Source organism: Variovorax sp. YR566, from assembly GCF_051992195.1.
Classification (GTDB): domain Bacteria; phylum Pseudomonadota; class Gammaproteobacteria; order Burkholderiales; family Burkholderiaceae_C; genus Variovorax.
The window spans coordinates 1676900-1700190 of the sequence record NZ_CP197092.1 but is presented as its reverse complement, the minus strand read 5'-3'; the positions used below and the strand labels follow the sequence as shown (position 1 = coordinate 1700190).

The following is a 23291-nucleotide window of genomic DNA, read 5'->3' as shown; positions in this document are numbered from 1 at the left end:
ATGAGCGCCTTGCAACCGGACACGCCCGCGTCGACCACAGACAACCGGGCCGAACTCGTCATCCGCATGGTCGGCGTGCAGAAGTGGTACGGCGACTTCCAGGTGCTGCGCGACATCGACCTCGAAGTGCAGCGCGGCGAACGCATCGTGATCTGCGGGCCTTCGGGCTCGGGCAAGTCGACGCTGCTGCGCTGCATCAACCGGCTCGAAGAGCATCAGCAGGGGCAGATCGTGGTGAACCGCGCCGAGCTCACCGCTGACATGCGTCGCATCGACGCGGTGCGGCGCGACGTCGGCATGGTGTTCCAGCACTTCAACCTGTTCCCGCATCTCACCATCCTCGAGAACTGCACGCTCGCGCCGGTGTGGAGCAAGAAGTACACGCCAAAGGAAGCGAAGGAAGTGGCCATGTCGTACCTGGAGCGCGTGCGCATTCCGGAGCAGGCCAACAAATACCCGTCGCAGCTTTCAGGCGGCCAGCAGCAGCGCGTGGCCATTGCGCGTGCTCTGTGCATGGGCCCCAAGGTCATGCTGTTCGACGAACCGACCTCGGCGCTCGACCCCGAAATGGTCAAGGAGGTGCTGGACACCATGGTCTCGCTCGCCGACGACGGCATGACCATGCTGTCGGTCACGCACGAGATGAACTTCGCGCGCCAGGTTGCCAACCGCGTGATCTTCATGGACCAGGGCACCATCGTCGAGCAGGCAGAGCCGAAGGAGTTCTTCAGCAACCCGAAACACGAACGCACCCGGCTCTTCCTGAGCCAGCTGCTGCACTGATCAACCCTTACTTACTTTCCTTCAATCACTCATGGCAAGAATTGGCATCGAAGCGGCGGGCTTGCGCTTCATCGCGGAAACGAATCCCGAAGCACCCAAGACCGTGGAGGCGTTCACCAGGCTGCTGCCCTACAGGCAGAAGATCATCCACGTGCGCTGGAGCGGCGAGGGCTGCTGGATTCCGCTGGGCGACTTCGAACTGGGCGTCGGCTTCGAGAACCACACCAGCCATCCTTCGGTCGGCGACATCCTGTTCTACCCCGGTGGCTACAGCGAGACCGAAATCATCCTGGCCTACGGCAGCTGCAGCTTCGCCAGCAAGATGGGGCCGCTTGCGGGCAACCACTTCCTGACGATCGTGGAAGGCAAGGAGCAGCTGCGCGCGCTCGGCAGGAAGGTGCTGTGGGAAGGCGCGCAGGACATCGCGTTCGAGCTGCTTTGACTTGAGCAGCCGCAGCGGTCGTCAGATGTGCGCGTCTTCGACCGCATCCCCGTCTTCCGGCACGAACACCATGCCGGTCTTGGCGTTGTAGTCCATCAGGCCCGCGTAGCGACCCCAGGCGATCATCGTCTCGAAGATCTTCTCCGGGTTGTCGTACGGCAAGGCGCTGCCGATGTCCTTGATGACGCGCTCGGCCTCGACTTCTTCGTATTCCTTGAGCAGGGCGATGATGATGTGGAACAGCCGCAGCTTGAAGACCTGCTCCTCGAAGATTGCGCGCTTTCCGAGCCGGTCGGCAGCAACGAACTTCCGGCCGAGCTCGGTGAAGCGCACCTCCTGCCGCGGCGTATCGATCAACTCGAGGATCTCGGCCGCCTTGAGAATGGCGATCGTCTCGCCGAACTCCTTGCCGATCTCGTCGGAAATGTCGTAGATGTTGGACAGGTCCGGCGAGTCGCTGAGGATGCTCATCAGGCCCAGGATCTGCCCCACCGGCACCAGCGGAATCGATTCCATCCGGGTGCGCGCACGTGAGATGGGCTCCCCCTTCACGGGCGTCTCCGGCGGCAGGTCGGGCAGCGTCATCGTGGTGATGCACTCGTGGATCACGCTGACCAGGCGCTGGAATTCGGGGTCCTTGCTGTCGCGTGGATAGGGCAGCTTGTTCTCCAGCACGAGGCCGATGCGCCCCGGGCGCGGAAACACGACCACGATGCGCGTGGCCATTTCCACCGCCTCTTCGATGTTGTGCGTGACCATGAAGACCGAGCTGAGGTCGCCGCCCGGGTCGCGCCACAGGCTGATCAGCTCCTGCCGCAGGTTCTCTGCGGTCAATACATCCAGCGCACTGAAGGCCTCGTCCAGGCACAGCAGCTTGGGCTGCGAAACCAGCGCACGCGCAATGCCCACCCGCTGCCTCATGCCGCCCGACAGCTCGCGCGGAAAGGCCGAGTGGTAGTTGCCCAGGCCGATGAGCTCGATCGCCCTGTCGACGGCCGCGTCGCGCTCGGCGCGGCCGATCTTTCTGGCCATCAGGCCCACCGCCACGTTCTGCTCGACGGTGAGCCACGGGTAGAGCGCGAAAGTCTGGAAGACTACCGAGGCATCGGGGTTCACGCCGTTGAGCGGCTTGCCGTTGGCCAGCGCCCGGCCCGAGGTCGGCACGATCAGGCCCGTGAGGCAACGCAGGATCGTCGACTTGCCCGAGCCGGACTGTCCCAGCAGCGCAAGGAACTCGCCTTCGCTGACGGCCAGGTCGATGTTGTCGAGCACCTTGAGTTCATGGTGTCCTGCAGTCATGAACGTCTTGGTGACGGCACGGAGCTCGGCCACCGGCACGGGCGGCTCCTTCAATGAGGGCGTGGGAGTGTTCATGTTCAGTCCAATCTGAATCGGCGCTCGGCAAAGGCATACAACCGGCGCCAGATGAGCTTGTTCATCAGCACGACGAAGATCGACATCACGCCGATGCTCGCGATGATCAATGGCGTATCGCCCGTCTTGGTGACGTTGGCGATGTACGCGCCAAGACCATCCGCCTGCAGGCTCGTGCCGCCCCATGTGGCGAGCTCGGCCACGATGCTGGCGTTCCATGCGCCTCCGGCGGCCGTGCAGGCGCCCGTCACCCAGAACGGGAAGATCGCCGGGAGGATCAGGGTGCGCCACAGGCTCCAGCGGCGCAGGCCGTAGACGCGCCCGGCTTCCTTCAGGTCGTTCGGAATCGCCATGGCGCCGGCGATCACGTTGAACAGGATGTACCACTGCGTGCCCATGGCAATGAGCAGGATGCTGCCCCAGTTGAGGCTGATGTGGCTGGCCACGAAGAAGCCGACGACGATCGGGAACGTCATGTTCACGGGAAACGACGCACCGATCTGCGCCAGCGGCTGGGCGAATCGCGCAACGCGCGGCTGGAACCCGATCCACACGCCGACCGGCGTCCAGATCAGCGTGGCCAGGACTGTCATGGCGGCGACGCGCAGGGCCGTAAGAAAGCCAAGCCAGACGATGTGGCCAAAGTCGGCCAAGGACAGCGCACCGTGCAGCGCGGCAGTGGCCGCCGCCACGGCCCTGAGAAGCTCGATGCCGATCCAGATGGAAAGCACGATGCCCACCACCCGCCAGAGCAGCTTCTTCCATGACGCCTTCAGCCTCACCGGCATTCGCGCCATCGGAGCCCGCGCCTGGAACACCCTGTCCAGCAGCGGGCGCCAGAGGCGCTCGCTGATCCAGGTGAACAGGTAGGCGCCGCGCAGCAGGTTGTAGACCCACGAGGTCGCCGGGGTCGTCGACCCCGTCAGCTCGATCTTGAACTTGTCCGCCCACGCCAGCAGAGGGCGCCAGACCAGCTGGTCGCTGGCCAGGATCAACACGATCATGGCCACCACCGCCCACAGCGCGGCCGTTTTGTCGCCGTTCGAGATCGCCTGCACCATGTACGAGCCCAGGCCCGGCAGCTTGATGTCCTTGTTCATCACGCTGATGGCTTCGCTCTGCGCGACGAAGAACCAGCCGCCGCCGAAGGACATCATCGAATTCCAGATCAGGCTGTGCGCCGATGCCGGCAACTCGACCGTCCTGAAGCGCTGCCAGCGGGTCAGGCCGTAGGTCGACGCGGCCTCCTGCATGTCGGTGGGAACGGTGACCATCGAGTGATAAAAACCGAAGGCCATGTTCCACACCTGCCCGGTGAAGATGGCGAAGATCGCCGCGCACTCCACGCCGAGCAGGCTGCCGGGGAACAGCGCCATGAAACCCGTCACCGTTGCCGACAGGAACCCCAGCACCGGCACCGACTGCAGCACGTCGAGCGCCGGCAGGATGAAGGCGCGCGCAGTCCGGTTCTTTGCCGCAAGGTAGCCCACGAAAATGGCGAAGAACAGCGAGAAGCCGAAGGCGATCCACATGCGCATCAGCGTGCGGCCCGCGTAGTACGGAATCAGGCTCGGCGAGTTGTCGACCTGCGGCACCGCGGTCGGATCGAAATGCACCAGCATGCCCTTGCCGAAGTGCAATGCGCTCCAGAACAAACCCAGCAAGGCCAGCATGACCAGGGCATCGACCCAGCCGAATGCGCGGCGTTCTTCAGTGACGGTGAGCTGCGGGGCGGTGCTTTTCATGCAGGGCGGTAACTCTTGTCAATGAAAGGGTTGCCGGCCATTCTCGTGCCTGGACGATCAAACGGGAATCGGATCATGAGCGGGAAGCCTATCGCGCAGCGCGCAAAAAAGGCGCAAATTCCTGGACGCGACTCCCTGATCAGCGCGCGGCCGGCGCGCGCGTCGACTTGCGCACCACCAGCTCCGGCCGCAGCACCACGGTCGACGCCGACATCGCCGCCCCGTCGATCTCCGCGAACAGCATCTCGGCCGAGCGCCAGCCGAGTTCGCGGTGCGGCAGGCGGATGGTGGTGAGCGGCGGATCGACCATGTCCACCAGCGGCATGTCGTTGTGGCCGGTGATCGAAATGTCCTGCGGCACGCGCAGTCCCGCCTCGCGCAGCGCGTCGAAGGCGCCCAGCGCGACGAGGTCGTTGCAGCACACCACCGCCTGAGGCACGGCACCGGCTGCGAGCATCTGCTTCATTGCGGTCGCACCCGCCTCGCGGCTGTAGCTCGCGCACTCGACCACGCGGAACGGCTTCATGCGGTGGTCGCGCAAGGCCTGCTCCACGCCCAACGAGCGGCCCACGCCGGTGGGAATGTTCTGCGGCCCCGCGAGATGCGCGATGCGCTTGTGGCCCAGACCGACGAGGTGGTCGACCGCGAGCTTCATCGCGAGCCGGTCGTCGCTGACCACGGCCGGCAGGCGGCCGGTTTCGTCGGCGCGGTTGACCAGCACCGTGGTCAGGCCGGCCTTGACGACGAAGTCGACCAGCGGGTCGTCGCGCGTGGCGGTGGCCAGGATCACGCCGTCGACGCGCTGCGCCAGCATGCGTTCGAGCACCGGCCGCGCCAGCGCGGGGTCGACCACATTGGTGACGAAGACGAAGTAGCCACGCGCCGCCGCGCTGGCTTCGATGCCCTGGAGGATCGGCGGGAACACCGCGTTCGTGATGTCGGGCACCAGCACGCCGATGGTGTGGGTGCGCCCGGTGCGCAGCGCGGAGGCCGCGCGGTTGGGCCGGTAGCCCAGGCGCTGCGCCGCTTCTTCCACCACGCGCAGCACCTCGTCGCTGATCAACGAACGCTTCTCGGGGCTGAGCGCGCGCGAGACGGTCGACACATGCACGCCGGCGGCACGGGCGACATCGCGGATGGTCACGGGGGAGGAAGTCGGGCTGGTGCTCATGGATTTGTGCAAACGATTGTCGTGCGTGTCCGGTGCTTGGGGGGGCTTTTCCTATTCATGACCTGCGGAATGTGGTCATTTTACTTTTCGACGATCTGGCGTAATATCGTGCAAACGATTGCATGAATCACGCAGATTGCACGAGACCCACCATGAACATCGCCACCTCCCCCGACTCGGTGCTGGGCTTCGCGCTCGACGCCATGAAGCGAACGCCCGACCCACGGCTGCGCACCGTGATGGATGCGCTCACCCGCCACCTGCATGCCTTCGTCCAGGAGGTGAAGCTGACCGAGGAGGAGTTCGAGCAAGCGCTCGAATTCATCGTCGCCATCGGCCAGGCCACCGGCGAAACCAAGAACGAAGTGGTGCTGGCGGCAGACATCCTCGGCGTCTCCACCGTGGTGGCGCTGCAGAACAACCAGGACCCGCACGGCGAATCGCCGGCCGCGCTGCTTGGGCCCTTCTGGCGCGCGAACTCGCCGGCCTGCGCACCGGGCGACAACATCGCGCGCTCCGGCACACCGGGCATTCCGCTCGCGGTGACAGGCACGGTGCGCGACGCAAAGGGCCAGCCTGTGGCCGATGCCACGGTCGACGTGTGGCAGGCCTCGCCCATCGGGCTCTACGAAAACCAGGACCCCGAGCAGGAAGACATGAACCTGCGCGGCCGCTTCAGCACTGATGCCGAGGGACGCTTTCACTTCCGCAGCGTGCGGCCGGCCGGCTACCCGGTGCCTACCGATGGCCCCTGCGGCGTGCTGCTGCGCGCGCAACAGCGCCATCCGAACCGGCCCGCTCACCTGCACTTCATGGTGAGCAAGCCGGGCCACAAGGTGCTGATCACGCAGGTGTTCGCCGATGACGACGAGAACCTGGAGAGCGACCCGACCTTCGGTGTCACGCGCCGGCTGATCGGCCGCTTCGCGCTGGCGCCCGACGGCAAGACCGCCACGCTGCAGTACGACTTCCAGCTCGAGCCGGGCGAGATGAAGTTCCCCCGGCCGCCGATTCCTTGATTCCTCAACTCCTCTTCATCCCATGAGCTTCGATCCTGTTTCCAGACTCGACGGCAAGGTCGCCGTCATCACCGGTGGCCTCGGCGCCATCGGCTACGCGACGGCCACTCGCCTCGCAGCGCTCGGCGCTACCTGCGTGCTGCTGCACCGCAAGGGCGACGATGCGACTGCGCGTGCTGCCGCCCTGCCCTCTGCGCAAGGACAGCGCCACGGCGCGATCCGCGCCGACATCGTCGACACGCCAAGCCTGCAGGCCGCGGCCGCAGAGGTGAAAGCCACGCATGGCCGCTGCGACATCCTGGTCAACAGTGCGGGCCATACGCAGCCCGTGCCGGCTGGCGACCTCGACGCGCTGACCGACGAGCTCATCGACGACATCGTGCGCGCCAACTTCCGCGGCGTGTTCGCGACCATCCGCGCCTTTGCACCGATGCTCAAGGCCAGCGGCGATGGGCTCGTGGTCAACATCTCGTCCATCGCGGGCTTCACCGGCGTGGGCAGCAACCTCGCGTATGTCGCAGCGAAGGCCGGGCTGGACGTAGTCGGCGACGCGCTGGCCAAGGCACTGGCACCGGCGGTACGCGTCGTTTCGGTGTCGCCGGGCGCGGTCGAGTCGGGCTTCGTGCCCGGCCGCGGCGCGGAGTTCGCGCACAAGATGGCGAGCACCACGCCGCTCGGGCGCATCGGCAAGCCCGACGATGTGGCGGCCACCGTAGAAGCGCTCGCAACGACGATGCGCTTCGTCACCGGTACGCGCATCGTGGTCGATGGAGGGCGTCACCTGTGAACCCGAAGACCCTCATCACATGCGCCGTCACGGGCAACCTCGTGAAGCCGGAGCAGACGCCGCACCTGCCGATTACGCCGGTGCAGATTGCCGACGAATGCCTGGCCGCAGCCGAGGCTGGCGCGGCGCAGGTGCACATCCATGTGCGCCATCCCGAAACCGGCAAACCCTCGATGGAAATCGAGCTCTACCGCGAGGTGGTCGACCGCATCCGCCGCGGGAACCGCGAGCTGATCATCAACCTCACGACCGGCCCCGGCGGGCGCTTCATTCCAAGCGAGGACGATCCGAAGATCGCCGCGCCCGGCACCACGCTGCTGCCGCCGGAAAAGCGCGTGGAGCACATCGCGCTGATCAAGCCAGACGTGTGCTCGCTCGACCTCAACACCATGAACTCCGGCCCCGACGTGGTGATGAACACGCCGAGGAACGTACGACGCATGGCGAAGGTGATCCGCGAGGCCGGCGTGAAGCCCGAGCTGGAGATCTTCGATTCGGGCGACATCAACCTCGCACTCGACCTCATCGCCGACGGCACGCTCGACGGCCCCGCGATGTGGACCTTCGTGCTCGGCGTGAAGTACGGCTTTGCGCCCACGCCCGAGACGCTGCTCTACGCCCGCAACATGCTGCCGCGCGGCGCCTTCTGGAGCGCCTTCGGCATCGGCCGCATGGAGTTTCCGATCGTCGCGCAGGCCTGGCTGCTGGGCGGCCATGTGCGCGTGGGCATGGAGGACAACATCTACCTGGAGAAGGGCGTGCTGGCCGAGAGCAATGCGCAGCTGGTGGCGAAGGCGCGCAACATCCTGCTGAGCCTGGGCGGCGAGATCGCCAACCCGCGCGAGGCGCGCACCATGCTGGGCTTGCCGGAAGCGAGAGGCTGAACGATGAGCGTCGCAGCCATGCACACCACCCACGCATCCCGCGCATTGCGGGTGAGCGAGAAGGCCGCCAACCTCGACACGCTGCGGCTCGAGGCCGCGCCGCAGCCGGAACCCACGCCCCCACCCGGCCACGCCGTGGTGCGCATCGCCGCCGCCGCGGTGAACCCGAGCGACGTGAAAGCGACGCTGGGCATCATGCCGCAGGCTGTCTGGCCACGCACCCCGGGCCGCGACTTCGCGGGCACCGTGGTGAGTGGTCCCGCCGAGTGGATCGGCCGCGAGGTCTACGGCTCGGGTGGCGACGTGGGCATCACGCGCGACGGCTCGCATGCGCGCTACCTGGTGCTGCCCGAAGCGGCGCTGCGCGCAAAGCCCCGGGGCATTTCGATGGACGAAGCCGGCGCGGTGGGCGTGCCCTTCGTCACCGCCTACGAAGGCTTTCGCCGCAGCGGCATGCCGCAGGCGGGGCAGACTGTGCTGGTACTCGGCGCCAACGGAAAGGTCGGGCAGGCGGCGGTGCAACTCGCTTCGCAGGCTGGCGCGCGGGTGATCGCAGTGCAGCGGCACGCCGGGCCCTTCGAGGGATTCGCGAACGGGCCGGTCGACGTGATCGACGCGCGCCAGCATGCCGACGTGGGCGCGCAAGTGCGCGAACTCACCGACGGGCGCGGCGCGCACATCGTCTACAACACCGTGGGCAGCGCCTACTTCGAGGCCGCCAACAAGGCGATGGCCAAGGGCGCGACGCAGATCTTCATTGCCACGCACGACCGCGCGGTGCCCTTCGACATCTTCGCGTTCTACCGCGGCATGCACACCTTCGTGGGCATCGACTCGCTTGCGATGGACTGCGTTGCCTCCACCGCGCAGCTCGACGCGATGCGCGAGGGCTTCGAGCGCGGCACGCTGAAGCCCTTTCCCGTGGCGCGCCACTTCACGCTTGACGAAGCCATCGATGCTTACCGGCTGGTGCTGTCGGGCAGCACCGACCGCGTCGTGCTGCGCCCCTGAAACCGCAAGGAACACCCGCCATGCACGTGACCCGTTTCAACGAAGCGCCGCACTACGAGGCGCCCAACCACTTCGACATGCGTTGCCTGCGCCTGCAGGGCAAGGAAGCCGGGCCCTCCACGCAGATGTGGATGGGCATGAGCCAGATCCTGCCCGGCGGCCACACCGGGCTCGACGGCTCGCCGATGGAAAAGCTCTACCTCGTGCTCGAAGGCCAGCTGCATGTGGTCGGTGAGACCGACGGCGTGCACCAGGAAGACGTGCTCGAGCAGTACGACAGCTGCCGCTTCGCACCCGGCGAGAAACGCCAACTCGAAAACCGAACCAACCGCCCGGTGCTGGTCGCGCTGGTGATGCCGAACGCGCCACCGGCCTAGCGCTCGCACCCCCTTCGGTCATTCATTGCTCATCGAACAAATCAACGGAGACAAGACGCATGATGAAGAAGACATTCCCCTGGAGCCGCCGACAGGCACTCACCGTGGCCGCAGCGCTCGCGGCCTGCACGCTGGGCAGCAGCGGCGCGCTGGCGCAGGGCGCATGGCCGGGCACGCAGCCGATCAAGCTGGTGGTGCCGTTCACGGCAGGCAGCGGCACCGACATCGTCGCGCGCCTCGTGGCCGAGAAGCTCGGGCCGGCGCTGGGCACGAGCGTGATCGTCGACAACAAGCCCGGCGCGGGCGGAACCCTGGGCGCGGCCATCACGGCCAAGTCACCGGCCGACGGGTACACGCTGCTGGTGCATTCAGCGGGGCACCTCGTGAATCCATGGATCTACAAGGGCCTGTCGTACGACACGATCAAGGACTTCACCGGCATCACGCCGATGGCCAGCCTGCCCAACGTGCTGGTGACCGCGCCCGCGCATTTCACGAACGTGCAGGACCTGGTCGCGAAGGTCAAGGCAAAGCCGGGCAGCTTCAACTACGGATCGGCTGGCAACGGCTCGGCCACGCACATGAACGCCGAGGTGTTCCGCCTCGCGGCCGGGCTCGATGCGCAGCACGTGCCCTTCCGCGGCACGCCCGAGGCGATGACCGAAGTGATGTCGGGCCGCGTCGACTGGTTCTTCGCGCCGATGGTGTCGGCGCTGCCGCTCATCAAGAGCGGCAAGCTGCAGGCGCTGGCCGTGGGAACCGCCCAACGCTCGCCCGCCTTGCCCGCTGCCCCAACCACCGTGGAAGCCGGCGTGCCGGGTTCGGCGTATTTGTTCTGGGTCGGCCTCTTCGCCCCGGCAAAGACGCCGCAACCCGTGGTGGAGCGGCTTCAGGCCGAGGTCGCGAAGATCATGGTGTCGCCCGAGCTGAAAGAGCGGCTGGAGAAGCTCGGCGCCGAGCCGTTCACGATGCAGTCGGCACAGTTCAACAAGTTCATCGTCGACGAAACCGCCAAGGCGCAGCAGGTGGTCAAGGCTGCGAGCATCAAGGTGGACTGACACAGAAATGCCATTGATGAGCCCGATCGATCCCGCGATACTCCCGCGCGGGAGGCGGCCGTGGCCAGCGCACTCTCGAAGTCGACATCCAATCGGCCGCTACCGGAACGTGGAGGGGACTCATGCAGAACGCCGTGGCTTTCGCCAACAACGAGGTGATCATGGTCGCGTGGAGCTACGGCAAGAAGCCGGATGGCTGCATGGGATTCGCGGTCTACCGCATCGACCAGCACGGCCGTGAGACGCCCCTGCCAGGCCAGGCGAGGTTCAAGGGCATCACACCCAAAAAATGGACCACCGAGGAACTTCCGATCCAGAAGTTCTACTGGAAAGATCCTTACGCGCGTCTCGAAGCCGAGAAGAACAAGAACAGGATCTTCCGCTACAAGATCGTGCCGCTGGAGGGCGCCCCGGGAAAGCTCCAGCCCATGGCGAAGCTGCCGATCCTGCTGACTAACGAGGTGGAGATCACCCCGGTGATCGACGACAAGCTGAGCGTCTACTTCAACCGCGGATTGATCTCCACGCAGCGCGTCGCGCGCGCGCTCGGCTCCAAGGACATGAAGGACTCGCTGATCGAGAGGGTCTTGGACCCCGGCGACAAGAGCAAGCTCCGCGAGAGCCTCTCGGGCGACATGATCGAGGCCATCCAGGAGTTTCTTGCGCGCGCCGACGGCAAGGGCAAGATCTACGCGGCGCTCTACGAACTCAAGGACCCGCAGCTGATCGGCTGGCTCGCAGGGCTGGGCGAACGCCTCCACATCGTCCTGGGCGACTCCAAGGAAGACGAGGAAGTGCTGGGCGAAGACGGCAAACCGGTGAAGGTGACCAGCCCCAAGACCGGCAAGACCAAGATCAAGACCGTGAAGGTCGATGGCAACGAGCAAGCGCGCGAAACCCTGACCGGCACCGCTGCGGAGATTCACAACCGCATCATGTCCAACGGCCATATCGCCCATAACAAGTTCCTGGTCTACGTCGACTCCAAGGGCAAGCCGAAGGCGGTGTTCACCGGCTCCACCAACTGGACGGCCACCGGCCTGTGCACCCAGACCAACAATTCCATCGTCATCGACAACGATGCGCTCGCCAAGCGCTATCTGGCGTACTGGAAAGAGCTCGCCAAGGACACCGACGAGGCCGCGGACGATCCGAAAGCCTTGCAGGGCGCCGCGCTTCGCAAGTGGGCGTCGAAGGGCTCGGCGCTGACACTGGACGACGGCGCGGCGGCTCACAGCTGGTTTTCGCCGAACACGCCGAAGGCGCGCGGAAAGAACCCGGCAACCGAGAAGCGCCCGCCGGACATGGAGGACCTTGCCCAGCTGATCGCGGGCGCCAGCCACTCCGTGCTCTTTCTCGCCTTCTATCCGGGCAGCCCGAGCATCGCGAACTGGACAGCCCAGGCCGCGAGCAAGAACAAGAAGCTGTTCGTGCGCGGATGCGTGACGAACAAGTCGGCCTCGGAAGGCTTCTATTACGAGCTCAAGGGCATGACTCCGCCCGCCAGGAAGAAGGGCGAGAAGAAACCGCCCGTGCTCCAGGACCCGCGTGTTTTCGGAGCCGAGGCGTTCGACTTCAAGGTACCCGATGGCTGGAAGAAGGAAATCCTCAATGCCGGCTTCGCGATCATTCACGACAAGGTCGTGGTGATCGACCCCTTCGACGACGACTGCGTCGTTGCCACCGGCAGCCACAACCTGGGGCACAAGGCATCGTTCGACAACGACGAGAACCTGCTGATCGTGCGCGGCAACAAGAAGCTCGCGATGGCCTATGCGACCCGCATCCTGGACGTCTACGACCACTTCTCCTCCCGCTTCTGGTTCAAGCAGCTTGGCGGCCAGAAGGACGCGCTGGAACTCAAAAGCACGCCGGAGGAATGGCTGGGCAAGTACTACGACAAGAAGGGTCGGCTCAAGAACCCGCAGCTCAAGTTCTGGATGGACGCGGCGGTGCAGTAGCAGCAAGCGTCTGCTCGCGGCGCACCTCGGTGATCGTGCGGCCGTGCTGGCCCCAGTTGTCGGTGTCGTATTCGTCGATCACGACAAAGGTCGAGGCAGGATCCTTGTTCAGGACGCGCACCATCATCTCGGTGGCCTCGGCGATCAGCTGCTTCTTCTGGTCGAGCGTGGTGCCTTCGCGGGTGATTTCGATGCGGATGTAGGGCATGGCGTTCTCCGGGGTTCGTTGTCGATGCTTCGCTCACCACTTGCCGGTGCCCATGCCGCCGTCCACGGGCAGCACGATGCCGGTCGTGAAGCTGGCGTCGCTCAGGTAGAGAACCGCGTCGACGATTTCCTGCACCGTGCCGATGCGGCCTGCCGGCTGCAGCGTGTTGAGGAAGCCGTGCATTTCCTTCGTGTACATCGGCGTGTCCACGATGCCCGGCGCCACCGCCGTCACCTGGATGTTGTGCGGCGCCAGTTCCAGCGCCAGCGCCTTCGTCGCCTGGTTGATGCCGCCCTTGATCAGCAGCGGCAGCACGGCCGGCACGGCCTGGTTGGGCTGCGAGGCAAGGCTTGCCGTGATGCTGATGATGTGGCCCGCCTTGCGCTCGACCATGTGGCGGACTGCCGCCTGCGACGGATAGACGAAACCCTTCAGGTTGGTGCTCACCAGGGCTTCCAGCTCGTCCGGCGTGTACTGGATGAACGGCTTGGCGTTGAAGAATCCGGCGTTGTTGACGAGCACGTCCACATGCCCGAAGCGCTCGATGGCACGCCGCACCAGCAGATCGCCAACGGCCGGGTCGGCGACGTCGCCGGCAACGCCCAGGAAGTTGTCGGGCGAACCAAGCGATACGGATGCCTGTTGCAGGCGTTCGGCGCTGCGGGCGTTGCCGACGACGTTGTCGCCGCGCTGCAGGTACGCGCCGGCCAGGGCCAGGCCGATGCCGCTCGAGGCGCCGGTGATCACGATCGTCTTGGGTTGGGTCTTCATGATGGTTTCCTTTCGGGTGGTCAAAGCGGAGGCAGTTGGTTCAGGTTCATGGAGGCTCTCGCCTCTGGGATCAACTGTATTGACGACCTTCAAGTTGATAAAGATGATAGGAGCATCTTTAGTATTTACTCCATGTAATCAATCATGAATCGCCAGTTCGACGACCTGCTGCTGGGAAGCCTGGAGCTTTTCTGTCTTGCAGCCGAGCAAGAGGGGTTCACCGCCGCAGCCACCATTGCGGGCGTGACGCCCGCCGCCGTAAGCAGGACGGTGGGCAGGCTGGAAGAACGCCTCGGGGTGCGCCTCTTCCTGCGCACGACACGGCAGATACGGCTGAGCGAGGCGGGCCAAGCCTATTACGAGCAATGCCGCCAGGCGCTCAACCAGCTGGTGGAGGCCGAACGCCAGGTCAGCGGCCAGCAGATCACGCCAAGCGGCCTGCTGCGGATCAGCGTTCCCACCACCTACGGGCACTACCGGCTGCTGCCGCTGCTGCCGGAGTTCAGGGCTCGCTACCCGGACATCCGGGTCGAGGTTCACGTCAGCAACCGCAACATCGACTTCGCCGCGGAGGGGTACGACCTTGCCGTGCGTGTGCGCGCGCCAGCCGACTCGACCCTGGTTGCTCGCCATCTCGAGGACGCCGAACTCGTGCTCGTCGCAGCCCCGGACTACCTGCGCCGGCACGGGGAACCCCGGACCCTGGACGACCTGCAGACCCACGAATGCATCCAGTTCGAGCTGCCCAGCAGCGGCCGCACCATCCCCTGGCTGTGCCGTCAGGACGGCCAGGACATCGAAATGCTCACCTCCGGCGGCTACGCCTGCTCGGACGACGTCCTGGCCGGGGTTACGCTGGCCCGGCATGGCGCGGGCATCTTCCAGGCCTATCGCTTCGTGGTCGAGGAAGACTTGCGCCGGGGACGACTGGTCGAAGTGCTCAAGCCCTTCGGCGGCCGGTCCCGGCCCTACAACCTGCTGTATCCCAAGCTGCGGTTCGCGCCGCTGCGCGTGCGCACCTTCGTGGACTTCCTGATGGGCCGCCGGGCGGATGGGGCGGGCGTGTCTGGCAGCGGCTTGGCCGGCCGGGCGTGAAATCCGTTACGCACCGGCGGCAGCCCCTGTCACTTGAAAGCCCACCGATTGCCCTTATGATTAGCACTCGCTGCTGATGAGTGCTAACAGCCCTCGCTTCCAGTCGATGGGCTGCCGGCCTCCGGTCCGGCACCCGACCACAAAACCCGTTTCTTATCCATACATCCAGGAGATGCAATGAAACTTCGTCCTTTGGCCGATCGCGTGATCGTCAAGCGTGTTGACAGCGAAACCAAGACCGCCTCCGGCATCGTCATCCCCGACGCAGCCGCTGAAAAGCCCGATCAGGGTGAAGTCCTGGCCGTGGGCCCGGGCAAGCGCAACGACAAGGGCGAACTGGCCGCACTGACCGTCAAGGTCGGCGACCGCGTCCTGTTCGGCAAGTACAGCGGCCAGACCGTCAAGGTCGGCGGTGACGAATTGCTCGTCATGAAGGAAGACGACCTGTTCGCGGTCGTCGAGAAGTAATTCAAACATCCCATTCGGAGTAAACAAACATGGCAGCAAAAGACGTAGTCTTCGGCGGTGAAGCCCGCGCACGCATGGTCGAGGGTGTCAACATCCTGGCCAACGCAGTCAAGGTGACCCTGGGCCCCAAGGGCCGCAACGTGGTGCTCGAGCGCTCGTTCGGCGCCCCCACCGTCACCAAGGACGGTGTGTCGGTCGCCAAGGAAATCGAACTCAAGGACAAGCTGCAGAACATGGGCGCCCAGCTCGTGAAGGAAGTGGCTTCCAAGACTTCGGACAACGCCGGTGACGGCACCACCACCGCGACCGTGCTGGCACAAGCCATCGTTCGCGAAGGTTTCAAGCTGGTGGCTGCCGGCATGAACCCGATGGACCTGAAGCGCGGCATCGACAAGGCTGTCACGGCCCTGGTCGCCGAGCTGAAGAAGGCTTCCAAGCCCACCACCACGTCGAAGGAAATCGCTCAAGTCGGCTCGATCTCGGCCAACAGCGACGAAACCATCGGCAAGCTCATCGCTGACGCGATGGACAAGGTCGGCAAGGAAGGCGTGATCACTGTCGAAGACGGCAAGTCGCTGGACAGCGAACTCGACGTCGTCGAAGGCATGCAGTTCGACCGCGGCTACCTGTCGCCCTACTTCATCAACAACCCCGAGAAGCAATCGGCGCTGCTCGACAACCCCTTCGTGCTGCTGTTCGACAAGAAGATCAGCAACATCCGTGACCTGCTCCCCACGCTGGAACAAGTCGCCAAGGCTGGCCGTCCGCTGCTGATCATTGCCGAAGAAGTCGAAGGCGAAGCCCTGGCTACGCTGGTCGTGAACACGATCCGCGGCATCCTGAAGGTCGTGGCTGTCAAGGCTCCTGGCTTCGGCGACCGCCGCAAGGCCATGCTGGAAGACATCGCCATCCTGACGGGCGGCAAGGTCATCGCTGAAGAAGTGGGCCTGACGCTCGAAAAGGTGACGCTGGCCGACCTGGGCCAAGCCAAGCGCATCGAAGTGGGCAAGGAAAACACGATCATCATCGACGGCGCCGGTGCCGCTGGCGACATCGAAGCCCGCGTGAAGCAAGTGCGCGTGCAGATCGAAGAAGCCACGAGCGACTACGACCGTGAAAAGCTGCAAGAGCGCGTGGCCAAGCTGGCCGGCGGCGTTGCAGTGATCAAGGTTGGCGCTGCCACCGAAGTCGAAATGAAGGAAAAGAAGGCTCGCGTCGAAGACGCCCTGCACGCTACCCGCGCTGCAGTGGAAGAAGGCGTCGTGGCTGGCGGCGGCGTGGCTCTGCTGCGTGCCAAGCAAGCCGTGGGCGAGTCGGTCAAGGGCGACAACGCCGACCAGGAAGCCGGCATCAAGCTGGTGCTCAAGGCCATCGAAGCTCCCCTGCGCGAAATCGTGAACAACGCCGGCGGCGAAGCCTCGGTGGTGGTGAACGCTGTGCTGGCCGGCAAGGGCAACTACGGCTTCAACGCTGCGAACGACACGTACGGCGACATGCTCGAGCTGGGCATCCTGGACCCGACGAAGGTCACCCGCACCGCACTGCAGAACGCCGCTTCGGTGTCCTCGCTGCTGCTGACGACCGAAGCCATGGTCGCTGACGCGCCCAAGGACGAGTCTGGCGCCGGCGGCGGCATGCCCGACATGGGCGGCATGGGCGGAATGGGCGGCATGGGCATGTAATGCCCGGCTGAGCACTGCTCACCAAAAGAAGAAGGGCCGCGAAAGCGGCCCTTTTTGTTGCCTGTGTCAGTTACTGAAACTGGTCTCGCAGCGCCGCATAGAGCACCTGAAAGCGTGTGTGGCGCGCGCTATGCACAGCGGCTCCTTCGGTCGACGGAATCAACTGCTGCTGCACCGGCGGCAGCTTGCACACCTCGGCCACCGCGCCTCCATCGGCCAGCCACGCCAGCCGCGCCGCGCCGAGCGCCCCGCCTGTCTCGCTGCCCGCATAGAGCGTCAGCGGCACCTGGAAGATGTCGGCCAGCAACTGGCCCCACCACACGCTGCGTGCACCACCGCCCACCAGCGCCACTTCGCGCAGCGGCATGTCGGCCGGCAGCCGCAGGGTGTCGAAACCATCGCGCAGCCCGAAGCTCACGCCCTCGACCACGGCGTAGGCGATTTCCGCCGGACCGTGTGCATGCGTCAGCCCGAATAGCACGCCCTGCGCATTGGGGTTGTTGTGCGGCGAGCGTTCGCCCGAGAGATACGGCAGGAACAGCGGGCAGCGCTCGCGCTGCGCCAGCGAGATGGACGCCGCCGCTTCGAGCAGCGCGGCTTCGTCGGCGAACCGGAAGGTCTTTGCCGCCCAACTCACCGCGCTCGCGGCCGAGAGCATCACTGACATCTGGTGCCAGCGCTTCGGCAACGCATGGCAGAAGGCGTGCATCGCCTGCGCGGGGTTCGGCAAGAAGCGGTCGGTCGACACGAACACCACACCCGATGTGCCCAGCGACACAAAACCCTGCCCCGACTCGACCAGCCCCATGCCGACCGCGCTGGCCGCGTTATCGCCCGCGCCGCCGGCAATCAGCACCGCACCACCGCCACCCACACCCCAGCGCGCCGCAAGCTCGGGCTTGAGCTGCGCCGACACCTCGCTGCCCTCAACCAGGCGCGGCATGTGCGCACGCGTGAGCCCGGTGGCAGCGAGCAATTCGTCAGACCAGTCGCGCGCCCCCACGTCGAGCCACAGCGTGCCCGCCGCGTCCGACATCTCGCTGACCGCCTCGCCGCTGAGCATGAAGCGCAGCCAGTCCTTCGGCAGCAGCACGCGCGCAACGCGGCGGAAAACTTCGGGCTCGTGCTCGCGCACCCACAACAGCTTGGGCGCCGTGAACCCCGGCATCGCGAGGTTGCCCGCGATCTCGCCGAGCCGCGGTACGGCACGCGCAAGCGCTTCGCACTGCGCGCCACTGCGTCCGTCGTTCCAGAGAATCGCGGGGCGCAGCACCTGGCCCGCTTCGTCGAGCAGCGTGGCGCCGTGCATCTGGCCCGACAGGCCGATCGCACGCACCGCCGCAAGCTCTTCGGGATGCGATTTGCCGAGCGCGCGCATCACTTCTTCGAGCGCATGCCACCACTGCTGCGGCGCCTGCTCCGACCACAACGGTTGCGGCCGTTCGACCGTGAGCGGTGCGCGGGCCACGCCCACGATGCGGTGGTCGTCGGCGAGCAAAAGCGCCTTGAGCTCGGACGTGCCGAGGTCGAGTCCCAGATACAAGATGAGCCCCCTGGTTTTCTGCTGCGTGCTCAGGAAGAGACGCCGCTGCCGAAGCGCGTGTCGGCCTGCCGGCGGAATTCGCTCGGCGTCATGCCCTTGATTTCAAGGAAGCGCCGGTTGAAGTTCGCCACGTTGTTGAAGCCCACCTGGTAGCAGATGTCGGTCACGTAGTGATCGGTCTGCATCAGCAGGTGGCAGGCGCTGTTGATGCGCACGCGGTTGACGAAATCGGTAAAGCTGTTGCCGGTGGAGCGCCTGAAGAAGCGGCTGAAGCGGCTCTCGCTCATGCCCAGCTCGGCCGCCACGTCCGACATCGAGATCGGGTCGGCCATGTTGTTGGTGATGCGGTTGACGATGCCGTTGATCTGGTCGACCTGCGCGTCGCCGTCCGCGCCCTGTGCGCCCTGCATCTGCACGCTCGACAGCAGCCGGTAGTCGGTGCACTGCGCCAGGTCGGCCATGAAGTCGAGGAACAGGCTCAGGCGCCGCACGCCGCGCGCGGCCTTGATGCTGTCCCAGTGCGCCTGCGCGTTCTCCGACATGCCGAAGAATTCGATGCCGTGGCGCGCCCGCTCCAGCAGGTGCATTACCTCGCGCAGCTCGGGAATCTGGGATGCCGCGTGCTCGATGGGCTCGTGTCGGAACTGGATCACCCGGTCGCGTCCCGCGGCGCCGCCTTCGGGCACGTCGAGCGAGATCCAGTTGTGCGGCAGCCGCGGCCCGCACAGCACCAGGTGCCCGGGCTGGAACGGCCCGATCCAGTCGCCGATGAAGGCCTTGCCCGATGTCTCGGTGATCAGGTGCAGCTCGTAGTCTTCATGGAAGTGCCATCGCACCAGCGGGCTCGGAAAGCCGTGCGCGAGGCAGCGCACCAGGCCGGTTTCTTCGGGAGTCTCGTAACCCAGCGAGGGGGAACGCGTGAAGTCGCGCTCCAGCTCGGGCTGGCGCTGACGGGGAATCGAACGCTTTCGGGTGGACGTCGTCATGATGGCAGCCCGGCTCAGGGCCGGGAAGCAGCAGCAACAGCGGTATTTTGTGCCTTCGCCAAGGCGGCGTGAACCGCCTCCAGCGTCGGTGGATCGGCACCCTCGCGGGTGCAGTTGAGGGCGGCGGCGGTGGCGGCGAAGCTCATCACTTCGCGCCATGCATCGTCGCCCAGCTCGCCGAGTTGCGCCGGCCGCTCCACGCCATGCGCGAGCAGCGACACGGACAACCCGGCCGTGAAGGTGTCTCCCGCGCCGATGGTGTCGACCACGGTGACGCGCGGCGCGGCCACGGTCAACGGCTCGTGCCCCGTGCGCCAGAGCGTTGCGCCGTCGCCGCCGCGCGTGACGATCACGGCGCGCGCGCCGGCCTTCAGGCACTCGGCGGCCAGCGCATCGACCTGCTGGCCGGGCGCGAGCAACGCCGCGTCTTCGTCGCTGAGCTTGACCAGGTCGGCCATGGCGAACCAGCCGGTGACGCGCGCGCGGTACGCCGCCATGTCCGGGATCAGGCTGGGCCGTACGTTGGGGTCGAACACGATCACGCAGCTCTCCCGGTTCGCTGCGACGAGGTCGGTGATACGCGTGGCGGCCGGGTCCTGCAGCAGCGAGATCGAGCCGAAGTGCAGGAAGCGGCATTCCGCCGGCAACCGCGGCAGCGGCTCGGGCGCCCAGGTGGCGTCGGCACTGCCGCGTGTATAGAAGGCGTAGCGGTTGGTCTGAGGCGTGCGCTCGACAAAGGCCAGCGTCGAGGGTGCGTTGCTTCGCAGAATGAAGCTGGTGTCCACGCCGTTGCGTTGCAGGAAGCCCATCAGCCGTTCGCCAAAGAGGTCTGTCGACAACTGCGTGAGAAAACCGGTCGGCTGCCCGAGCCGCGCGCAGGCCACCGCGGTGTTGAGCGGCGAGCCGCCCTCGTGCCCGAGGAAAGCCAGGGTGCCCGCCTCGCTGGCGGTGAAATCGATGAGGGCTTCGCCCGTGAGTGCAATGCGCATGGTGTCTGGATTCTGGATCACGGCAAGGCGCGCGCATCGGCCAGGAAGCCGCGTTCGGCGGCCAGCGTGGCGGGATGGTCGAGCAGCTCGGCAAAAAGGCTCGGCGGGATGGTGATGGCCCCCACGCCGAGCCCCAGCAATGAAAGATAAGCCTCGCGCGAGCGGATGCTGGCCACCAGCAGCCGCGTGCCCGACGAGGGCCGCCGCGCGACCAGCGACTGCATCTGCCCGATCAGCGCCAGGCCGTTGATGCCGGAGTCATCGAGCCGCCCGAGGTATGGCGCTGCGTAGGCCGCACCCAGTTGCGCCGCGAAGTGCGCCTGCTCCGGCGCATACACGGCAGTGAAGGTGACGGACACGCCCTGCGCGATGAGCCGCGCGCCGGCGTCGAGGCCCTGGCGCGTGGCGGGAATCTTGATGACCAGTTGGCCGCTGTCGAATTGCGGGAGCAGTGCTTGTGCGTCTTCGAGCATGCCGTCGACTTCGCCCGAATACACCTGCGCCTGCACCTGGCGTGCGCCCAGTTCGATGCAGCGCTTGAGCAGGCCTGGCACTTCGGCGCGGCCGATGCCTGCGCGTTGCAGCAACGTCGGGTTCGTTGTCACGCCGTGCACTACGGGGTGCGGCAGGCAGGCCTTCAGCTCTGTCAGGTCGGCGCTGTCGAGGTACAGGTGGAAGTCTTCGCTCATCTCAGCTCATCACGTTACCGCCATCGACATTCAAAGTCTGCGCCGTGATGTAGCGCGCCTCGTCGCTGGCAAGAAATACCGCCGCCCCCGCGATGTCGCTCGGCACGCCCATGCGCCCGAGAGGCACCGCCAGCCCGACCTGCCGCTTCTTCTCTCCGGGCGGCAGCCCTTCGGCCTTGGCGAACAGGCTGTCGACATGGTCCCACATCGGCGTATCGACCACACCGGGCGCAATGCCATTGACGCGGATGCCGTGCGGCGCCATGGCCAGCGCGGCGCTCTGCGTGTAGCTGATGACGGCCGCCTTGGTCGCGCAGTAGTGCGACACCAGCGCCTCGCCGCGGCGCCCTGCCTGCGATGCCATGTTGATGACCGATGCACCCTGCGTGCCGGCCTCGACCATGTGGCGCAGCACGGCCTGCATCACGAAGAACATGCCCTTCACGTTGACCGCGAAGAGCCTGTCGAACGAGGCTTCGTCGCTGTCTAGCAGCGGCGCAAGGTCGAACACCGCTGCGTTGTTGAACAGCGTGTGGATCGGCCCGAAGGCCACCTGCGCCTCGGCCAGCATGTGCGCAATGGCCTGGGTGTCGGTGACGTCGGCTGCGATGTAGGCGAGCTTGTCGGGGTGATCCTGCTGCAGCGCTCGCACGGCTTCGGGCGCGGCGGTGGCGCGATCGATCACGGTGCAGCGCGCGCCTTCGGCGATGCAGGCCTGCGCCACGGCCAGGCCGATGCCGCCACCCGCGCCGGTCAGCAGCACATGCCGGTCCTGAAGGCGCCCGCTCGTCATGGTCGACTTTCCGCGGCGACGAAGCGCGCGACGCGTTCGCCGGCCCGCCGCACGGCATCGATCAGCCGGGCGTCGGCGGCGATGTTTCCCCACAGGCCCGCGTCCGAGCACAGTGCAACGACCGGGTCGGCCGCATCGCAGATCGCATGAGCCACGGCCTCGTCCATGCCTTGGTCCTGATAGGCGTAGGGCAGCGCGCCCTTGTGCCAGCGCTGCAGGAACGCGAGGAACAGCGCCGGCAGCATCGCAACGCTGTCGACGGGCTGGCCCGCCGCCAGCCGCTCACGCACCGTCGGCGCGATGAAGCCCGGGATCTTCGAGAAGCCGTCCGCCGCCACGCGCTGGTTGGTGTCGCGGATGGCGGGGTTGCCGAAGCGGTCGAGCACCACGTCGCGGTACACCGCAAGGTCGATAGGGCTCGGGCTCAGGCAGGGGATGACGTCGTCGGTGACGTAGTCGAACGCCATCTTGCGAATGGCCGCGTTGTGCGTGCCTTCGTGGATGAAGTTCAGCCCCACCAGCGTGCCCGCCCAGGCGATACAACTGTGCGTGGCGTTGAGGATGCGGATCTTGGCCTCTTCGTAAGGCTGCACCGATTCGACCAGCTCCACGCCCACGCGGCCCCAATCAGGGCGCCCGGCCGCGAAGTTGTCTTCGATGACCCACTGGATGAAGCTCTCGCCGGTAACGGCTGCCGCATCGTCACGGCCCGTGGCGGCCTTCACACGTGCGCGCAATTCGGGCGGCGGGCGCGGGGTGATGCGGTCGACCATCGCGTTCGGGCAGCGCGTGTTCGCGTTGACCCATGCCAGCAGATCGGCATCGCCCGCCAGTTCGATGAACTCCAGCAGCCCGGCGCGGAAGCGGTCGCCGTTGTGGCGCAGGTTGTCGCAGTTCAGCAGCGTGACCGCGCCAGCATTGGCGGCCTTGCGCGCGCGCAGGATCGCGCAGACGGCGCCGTAGATGGTCACTCCGTCGCCGCCGGCCTCGCCACGGCGCGCGCGTTCGACATCGGCCGCCAGGTCGCCGAATGACAGGTCGAGCTTGCCCTTGTCGTCGAGGTAGTAGCCCGCCTCGGTCACGGTGAACGACACGATGCGTGTTGACGGCGCCGCACCGCGCGCGATCACGTCGGCCAGCGAGCGCTCCCACGGCAGCACTTCGCGGATGGCTTCGATCTCTTCGTAGCGGTACTCGCCTGCCGGCGACACGGTTTCGAGCGTGTAGCGCCCGCCCTGCGCCTGCAGTGCAGCAACCACATCGGCCATGTCCGGCCGGATGTTGGCGCCCGAGAGCGACCAGCGGGTGTCGCCCGCGTCGATCAGCCTCTGCAGGTACACCGCCTGGTGGGCGCGGTGGAATGAGCCAAGGCCCAGGTGAAGCACCGTGAACTCCGTGAGAGCCGGTGGAATTTGCGCGATGGTCACGGGAATGTCCGTTGAAAAGACGGTAGAA

The 23291-nt window shown here is 66.1% G+C and carries 23 protein-coding genes; 12 read left to right on the top strand and 11 right to left on the bottom strand.

Annotated features, from left to right (window positions below; genetic code table 11):
* Positions 1 to 783: an amino acid ABC transporter ATP-binding protein gene (locus ACTG4X_RS07810; RefSeq protein WP_093075922.1), complete on the top strand. Its 783-nt coding sequence runs from the start codon at positions 1 to 3 to the stop codon at positions 781 to 783.
* Between the two features lie 31 nt (positions 784 to 814).
* Positions 815 to 1225, top strand: a complete 411-nt coding sequence (locus tag ACTG4X_RS07805; protein WP_093048441.1) for a DUF3830 family protein — start codon at positions 815 to 817, stop codon at positions 1223 to 1225.
* A 21-nt stretch (positions 1226 to 1246) separates the two neighbouring features.
* On the opposite strand, the gene ACTG4X_RS07800 is transcribed toward ACTG4X_RS07805, so the two are convergent.
* From ACTG4X_RS07800 to ACTG4X_RS07790, 3 genes are all read right to left on the bottom strand, one after another.
* Positions 1247 to 2599, bottom strand: coding sequence for an ABC transporter ATP-binding protein (locus ACTG4X_RS07800; RefSeq protein ID WP_440533549.1), 1353 nt, complete (start codon positions 2597 to 2599; stop codon positions 1247 to 1249).
* A 2-nt stretch (positions 2600 to 2601) separates the two neighbouring features.
* Positions 2602 to 4344 (bottom strand): ABC transporter permease, encoded by a 1743-nt coding sequence (locus ACTG4X_RS07795; RefSeq protein ID WP_440533548.1) that lies wholly within the window; start codon positions 4342 to 4344, stop codon positions 2602 to 2604.
* A 139-nt stretch (positions 4345 to 4483) separates the two neighbouring features.
* Positions 4484 to 5515: a LacI family DNA-binding transcriptional regulator gene (locus ACTG4X_RS07790; RefSeq protein WP_440533547.1), complete on the bottom strand. Its 1032-nt coding sequence runs from the start codon at positions 5513 to 5515 to the stop codon at positions 4484 to 4486.
* 152 nt (positions 5516 to 5667) lie between these two features.
* Between ACTG4X_RS07790 and ACTG4X_RS07785 the strand changes: the two genes are divergently transcribed.
* The 7 genes from ACTG4X_RS07785 to ACTG4X_RS07755 all read left to right on the top strand — a co-directional run bounded on the left by ACTG4X_RS07785 (position 5668) and on the right by ACTG4X_RS07755 (position 12612).
* A complete protein-coding gene (locus ACTG4X_RS07785; protein ID WP_097199992.1) occupies positions 5668 to 6534 on the top strand; it encodes a dioxygenase family protein in 867 nt (288 codons plus the stop codon).
* Between the two features lie 22 nt (positions 6535 to 6556).
* Positions 6557 to 7321, top strand: coding sequence for an SDR family NAD(P)-dependent oxidoreductase (locus ACTG4X_RS07780; protein WP_097199993.1), 765 nt, complete (start codon positions 6557 to 6559; stop codon positions 7319 to 7321).
* Complete coding sequence (locus ACTG4X_RS07775) at positions 7318 to 8205, top strand: 3-keto-5-aminohexanoate cleavage protein (protein WP_097199994.1); 888 nt, start codon at positions 7318 to 7320, stop codon at positions 8203 to 8205. Before ACTG4X_RS07780 ends, ACTG4X_RS07775 begins: the two co-directional genes overlap by 4 nt.
* 3 nt (positions 8206 to 8208) lie before the next feature.
* Positions 8209 to 9216: a quinone oxidoreductase family protein gene (locus ACTG4X_RS07770; protein WP_354337452.1), complete on the top strand. Its 1008-nt coding sequence runs from the start codon at positions 8209 to 8211 to the stop codon at positions 9214 to 9216.
* Positions 9217 to 9236: 20 nt separating this feature from the next.
* Complete coding sequence (locus ACTG4X_RS07765) at positions 9237 to 9593, top strand: cupin domain-containing protein (RefSeq protein WP_354337453.1); 357 nt, start codon at positions 9237 to 9239, stop codon at positions 9591 to 9593.
* A gap of 62 nt (positions 9594 to 9655) precedes the next feature.
* On the top strand, positions 9656 to 10651 hold the full coding sequence (locus ACTG4X_RS07760) for a Bug family tripartite tricarboxylate transporter substrate binding protein (protein ID WP_440534372.1): 996 nt from the start codon (positions 9656 to 9658) through the stop codon (positions 10649 to 10651).
* A 122-nt stretch (positions 10652 to 10773) separates the two neighbouring features.
* A complete protein-coding gene (locus ACTG4X_RS07755; protein WP_440533546.1) occupies positions 10774 to 12612 on the top strand; it encodes a phospholipase D-like domain-containing protein in 1839 nt (612 codons plus the stop codon).
* Here the strand turns inward: ACTG4X_RS07755 and ACTG4X_RS07750 are convergent.
* Positions 12581 to 12820 carry a tautomerase family protein gene (locus tag ACTG4X_RS07750; protein ID WP_093048411.1) on the bottom strand — a complete coding sequence of 80 codons (240 nt, stop codon included), beginning with the start codon at positions 12818 to 12820 and terminating at the stop codon, positions 12581 to 12583. The two genes, ACTG4X_RS07755 and ACTG4X_RS07750, sit on opposite strands and share 32 nt — an antisense overlap.
* Positions 12821 to 12853: 33 nt before the next feature.
* On the bottom strand, positions 12854 to 13591 hold the full coding sequence (locus tag ACTG4X_RS07745) for an SDR family NAD(P)-dependent oxidoreductase (RefSeq protein ID WP_093172556.1): 738 nt from the start codon (positions 13589 to 13591) through the stop codon (positions 12854 to 12856).
* 144 nt (positions 13592 to 13735) lie between these two features.
* Here ACTG4X_RS07745 and ACTG4X_RS07740 point away from each other — a divergent pair, with 144 nt between their 5' ends.
* The 3 genes from ACTG4X_RS07740 to groL all read left to right on the top strand — a co-directional run bounded on the left by ACTG4X_RS07740 (position 13736) and on the right by groL (position 16836).
* On the top strand, positions 13736 to 14686 hold the full coding sequence (locus ACTG4X_RS07740; protein ID WP_440533545.1) for a LysR substrate-binding domain-containing protein: 951 nt from the start codon (positions 13736 to 13738) through the stop codon (positions 14684 to 14686).
* A gap of 177 nt (positions 14687 to 14863) precedes the next feature.
* Positions 14864 to 15154 carry a co-chaperone GroES gene (locus tag ACTG4X_RS07735; RefSeq protein ID WP_007835162.1) on the top strand — a complete coding sequence of 97 codons (291 nt, stop codon included), beginning with the start codon at positions 14864 to 14866 and terminating at the stop codon, positions 15152 to 15154.
* A gap of 29 nt (positions 15155 to 15183) precedes the next feature.
* Entirely contained in the window at positions 15184 to 16836 is a 1653-nt protein-coding gene (gene groL / locus ACTG4X_RS07730) for a chaperonin GroEL (RefSeq protein WP_093048403.1), read from the top strand.
* 70 nt (positions 16837 to 16906) lie between these two features.
* Here the strand turns inward: groL and xylB are convergent, their stop codons facing one another.
* From xylB to dalD, 6 genes are read right to left on the bottom strand one after another with little or no spacing between them, the layout of a single operon-like run.
* On the bottom strand, positions 16907 to 18379 hold the full coding sequence (xylB, locus tag ACTG4X_RS07725) for a xylulokinase (protein WP_440533544.1): 1473 nt from the start codon (positions 18377 to 18379) through the stop codon (positions 16907 to 16909).
* A gap of 29 nt (positions 18380 to 18408) precedes the next feature.
* Positions 18409 to 19365 (bottom strand): AraC family transcriptional regulator, encoded by a 957-nt coding sequence (locus tag ACTG4X_RS07720; protein ID WP_093048397.1) that lies wholly within the window; start codon positions 19363 to 19365, stop codon positions 18409 to 18411.
* A gap of 14 nt (positions 19366 to 19379) precedes the next feature.
* Positions 19380 to 20354: a carbohydrate kinase family protein gene (locus tag ACTG4X_RS07715; RefSeq protein WP_097200889.1), complete on the bottom strand. Its 975-nt coding sequence runs from the start codon at positions 20352 to 20354 to the stop codon at positions 19380 to 19382.
* Between the two features lie 17 nt (positions 20355 to 20371).
* Positions 20372 to 21043 (bottom strand): transaldolase family protein, encoded by a 672-nt coding sequence (locus ACTG4X_RS07710; RefSeq protein WP_440533543.1) that lies wholly within the window; start codon positions 21041 to 21043, stop codon positions 20372 to 20374.
* Between the two features lies 1 nt (position 21044).
* Positions 21045 to 21836, bottom strand: coding sequence for an L-iditol 2-dehydrogenase (locus ACTG4X_RS07705; RefSeq protein ID WP_097199999.1), 792 nt, complete (start codon positions 21834 to 21836; stop codon positions 21045 to 21047).
* Positions 21833 to 23221 (bottom strand): D-arabinitol 4-dehydrogenase, encoded by a 1389-nt coding sequence (gene dalD, locus ACTG4X_RS07700; RefSeq protein WP_097200890.1) that lies wholly within the window; start codon positions 23219 to 23221, stop codon positions 21833 to 21835. Before dalD ends, ACTG4X_RS07705 begins: the two co-directional genes overlap by 4 nt.
* Between the last annotated feature and the right edge of the window lie 70 nt (positions 23222 to 23291).

Coding starts and splice junctions, on each gene's coding strand:
- ACTG4X_RS07810 (WP_093075922.1), top strand. CDS start 1: ATGAGCGCCTTGCAACCGGACACGCCCGCGTCGACCACAGACAACCGG.
- ACTG4X_RS07805 (WP_093048441.1), top strand. CDS start 815: ATGGCAAGAATTGGCATCGAAGCGGCGGGCTTGCGCTTCATCGCGGAA.
- ACTG4X_RS07800 (WP_440533549.1), bottom strand. CDS start 2,599: ATGAACACTCCCACGCCCTCATTGAAGGAGCCGCCCGTGCCGGTGGCC.
- ACTG4X_RS07795 (WP_440533548.1), bottom strand. CDS start 4,344: ATGAAAAGCACCGCCCCGCAGCTCACCGTCACTGAAGAACGCCGCGCA.
- ACTG4X_RS07790 (WP_440533547.1), bottom strand. CDS start 5,515: ATGAGCACCAGCCCGACTTCCTCCCCCGTGACCATCCGCGATGTCGCC.
- ACTG4X_RS07785 (WP_097199992.1), top strand. CDS start 5,668: ATGAACATCGCCACCTCCCCCGACTCGGTGCTGGGCTTCGCGCTCGAC.
- ACTG4X_RS07780 (WP_097199993.1), top strand. CDS start 6,557: ATGAGCTTCGATCCTGTTTCCAGACTCGACGGCAAGGTCGCCGTCATC.
- ACTG4X_RS07770 (WP_354337452.1), top strand. CDS start 8,209: ATGAGCGTCGCAGCCATGCACACCACCCACGCATCCCGCGCATTGCGG.
- ACTG4X_RS07765 (WP_354337453.1), top strand. CDS start 9,237: ATGCACGTGACCCGTTTCAACGAAGCGCCGCACTACGAGGCGCCCAAC.
- ACTG4X_RS07760 (WP_440534372.1), top strand. CDS start 9,656: ATGAAGAAGACATTCCCCTGGAGCCGCCGACAGGCACTCACCGTGGCC.
- ACTG4X_RS07755 (WP_440533546.1), top strand. CDS start 10,774: ATGCAGAACGCCGTGGCTTTCGCCAACAACGAGGTGATCATGGTCGCG.
- ACTG4X_RS07750 (WP_093048411.1), bottom strand. CDS start 12,820: ATGCCCTACATCCGCATCGAAATCACCCGCGAAGGCACCACGCTCGAC.
- ACTG4X_RS07745 (WP_093172556.1), bottom strand. CDS start 13,591: ATGAAGACCCAACCCAAGACGATCGTGATCACCGGCGCCTCGAGCGGC.
- ACTG4X_RS07740 (WP_440533545.1), top strand. CDS start 13,736: ATGAATCGCCAGTTCGACGACCTGCTGCTGGGAAGCCTGGAGCTTTTC.
- ACTG4X_RS07735 (WP_007835162.1), top strand. CDS start 14,864: ATGAAACTTCGTCCTTTGGCCGATCGCGTGATCGTCAAGCGTGTTGAC.
- groL (WP_093048403.1), top strand. CDS start 15,184: ATGGCAGCAAAAGACGTAGTCTTCGGCGGTGAAGCCCGCGCACGCATG.
- ACTG4X_RS07720 (WP_093048397.1), bottom strand. CDS start 19,365: ATGACGACGTCCACCCGAAAGCGTTCGATTCCCCGTCAGCGCCAGCCC.
- ACTG4X_RS07715 (WP_097200889.1), bottom strand. CDS start 20,354: ATGCGCATTGCACTCACGGGCGAAGCCCTCATCGATTTCACCGCCAGC.
- ACTG4X_RS07710 (WP_440533543.1), bottom strand. CDS start 21,043: ATGAGCGAAGACTTCCACCTGTACCTCGACAGCGCCGACCTGACAGAG.
- ACTG4X_RS07705 (WP_097199999.1), bottom strand. CDS start 21,836: ATGACGAGCGGGCGCCTTCAGGACCGGCATGTGCTGCTGACCGGCGCG.